This is a genomic window from Corallococcus llansteffanensis (genome assembly GCF_003612055.1).
In the GTDB taxonomy this organism is placed as follows: Bacteria; Myxococcota; Myxococcia; order Myxococcales; family Myxococcaceae; genus Corallococcus; species Corallococcus llansteffanensis.
Genome location: NZ_RAWB01000856.1, coordinates 1 through 2,845, shown reverse-complemented (window position 1 = coordinate 2,845; position 2,845 = coordinate 1). Strand labels below are relative to the sequence as shown.

1 protein-coding gene is annotated in these 2,845 nt (G+C 67.8%); it reads right to left on the bottom strand.

The annotated features are described in order from the left end of the window. Positions 1–2,845: condensation domain-containing protein (locus D7V93_RS41250; RefSeq protein ID WP_147451622.1), on the bottom strand; the 2,845-nt coding region annotated here is incomplete at both ends.

Sequence of the window (2,845 nt, the reverse complement as noted above, 5' to 3'; positions counted from 1 at the left end):
CCACGCCCACCGGCACCGGTTGCAGGTACGTGTCCAGCACGTACGCACGGGTATTCGTCAGAGGACGGCCGATGTTCGGCACTTCCTCTCGTCCCACCAGCGACCACGTCGAGTACGTCGTGTCTTCCGACGGGCCGTAGAGGTTGTAGAGCTTGCGCACCGTGGAGACGCCGTACACCTGCTTCGCCAGCGTCTCCGGCAGCGCTTCGCCCGCGAGGTTCACCACGCGCACCGACGGCGGCACCGCGCCCAGCCTCACCAACTGCGCCATCGCCGACGGCACCGTGTTGATGAGGGTGACTTCGGCGTCCACCTTCTCTTCGGCCAGGTGCAGCGCGTTGCGCACCACCACCACGCTGCCACCACGCACCAGCGGCGCGAACAATTCGAATACGGAGAGGTCGAAGTTGAGGGACGTCGCAGCCAGCACGGCCTTCGTCTCTTCCTCTTCGAACGTCTCCTGCGCCCACGTCAGGAAGGCCACGGCGTTCCGGTGCGTCACCGCCACGCCCTTCGGACGGCCCGTGCTTCCCGACGTGTAGATGAGATACGCCACGTTTTCCGGCCGCACTTCCGCCGGGAGCGCCAGGGTGGATTCGTGTGCCAGGGCCTCGTCGCGGTCCAGGCACACCGCCTGCGCGGTGAAGTGCGGCAAGGACTCCAGCAGGTGCGAATGCGCGACCAGTGCCGGGCCCTGCGCGTCCTCCAGCAGCCAGCCCAGCCGTTCCTTCGGGTAGCTCGGGTCCAGCGGCACGTACGCACCGCCTGCCTTCAGGATGCCCAGCGTCCCCACCACCACGTCCGCTGTGCGCTCCACGCACAGGCCCACGCGCGACTCGGGCCCCACGCCCAGCTTCCTCAGCCGGTGCGCCAGTTGGTTCGCCTTCGCCTCCACTTCCCGGTACGTCAGCCGCTGCTTGCCGCTCACCACCGCGATGGCCTCGGGCGTCCTCCGAGCCTGCGCCTCGAAGAGCTGGGGAATCGTCGCGTCGCGCGGGTACTCCGCCTGCGTCTGGTTCCACGTCACCAGCACCTGCTGACGCTCTGCCTCCGTCAGCATCGGCAGACGGCCTACTGCCTCCTCCGGCTTCGCCACCACTCCTTCCATCAGCACGCGCAGGTGCTCCACCATCCGGCGGATCGTCCCGGCCTCGAACAACTCGGTGCTGTACTCCAGCAGGACGTCCAGGCCTCGCGGCGTCTCCACGAAGACGATGCTCAGGTCGAACTTCGACGTCTTGCTTTCCAGCTCCACGGGCTTGAGCGTCACCCCGGGCAGACGTGCCTCGCCCATGGGCAGGTTCTGCAGCGCCAGGAGGACCTGGAACAACGGCGTGTAGCTCCGGTCACGCTTCGGCTGCAGCGCCTCCACCAGCTTCTCGAACGGCACCTGCTGGTGCTCCTGCGCTTCCAGGACCGTCTCCCGCACCTGCTTCAGCAGTGCCTGGAAGGACTGACCTGGCTCCACGTTCGCGCGCAGCACCAGCGTGTTGACGAAGAAGCCGATGAGGCCTTCCACCTCCGAGCGCGTCCGGCCCGCGATGGGCGAACCCACGCTGAGGTCCGTCTGCCCTGAGTACCTCGACAGTAGGGCCTGCCAGCCCGCCAGCAGCACCATGTACAGCGAGGCGCCTTCGCGTTGGGCCAGACCGCTCAACTCCTGGACGAGCGCCTGGGGCCAGAGGAAGGACTGGAGCGCGCCAGCGTTGCCTCGCACCGCGGGCCTCGGACGATCCGTCGGCAGCTCCAGCATGGGGGGAGCCGCCGCGAGCTTCTGCTTCCAGTAATCCACTTCGCGCTGCAACGCCTCGCCCTGCAACTCCTGTCGCTGCCAGGCTGCGTAGTCCGCGTATTGCACCGGCAGCTCTGGCAGGGGCGACCGTCGCCCTTCCGCGAAGGCCGCGTAGAGCGCTCCCACCTCGCGCACGAGCACGCCCATCGACCAGCCGTCCGACACGATGTGGTGCATCGTGACGATGAGCACGTGCTCCCGCGCATCCAGCTTCAGCAGCAGCGCCCGGACCAGCGGACCTCGATTCAGGTCGAAGGGCTTCATCACCTCCCGTTCAAGTCGATGCCGCGCCGCCTCGTCTCGCGACCGCGCGTCCGCTGCGTGGAGATCCACCCTCTCCAACGACAGCTTCGTCTCTGAATGGATGACCTGGATGGGCTGACCGTTCTCCTCTGCGAAGGTGGTCCGCAACGCCTCGTGGCGTCGCATCACTTCGTCCAGTGCCTTCTCCAGCACCTCCTGGCGGAGCTCGCCTTCCAGGCGCACCGCCATCGGGACGTTGTAGAGGGGCGTGCCCGGCTCCAACTGGTCGATGAACCACAGCCGCTGCTGCGCGAACGACAACGGCCGGGAGGCAGCTCCTGCCGCCGACCTCATTGCCATCGTGGTCGAACGAGACGCCTTCTCCAGTCGCTTCGCGAGGGCCTCCACCGTGGGGGCCTCGAAGAGTGCGCGCAGGGGCAGCTCCGCGCCTGTCTCCGTGCGCACCCGTGACACCACCTGCGTCGCGAGGAGCGAGTGTCCACCCAGTGCGAAGAAGTTGTCCTTCACGCCCACTTGGGGAATGCGCAGCACGTCAGACCAGATGGCCGCGAGCTTCGCTTCGAGCTCCGTGCGCGGCGCTTCGTAGGTACTGCCGGACTGCGGCGCCTCCGGCTCCGGCAGCGCCTTGCGGTCCACCTTGCCGTTGGCGTTGAGCGGCAGTGCCTCCAGCACCACCACCGTTCCGGGCACCATGTACTCTGGCAGTCGCTGACGCAGGCTCGCCTTCAGCGACTCCGCCTCCAGCGTCGCCCCGGCCTTCGCCGCCACGTACGCGACGAGCCGCTTCTC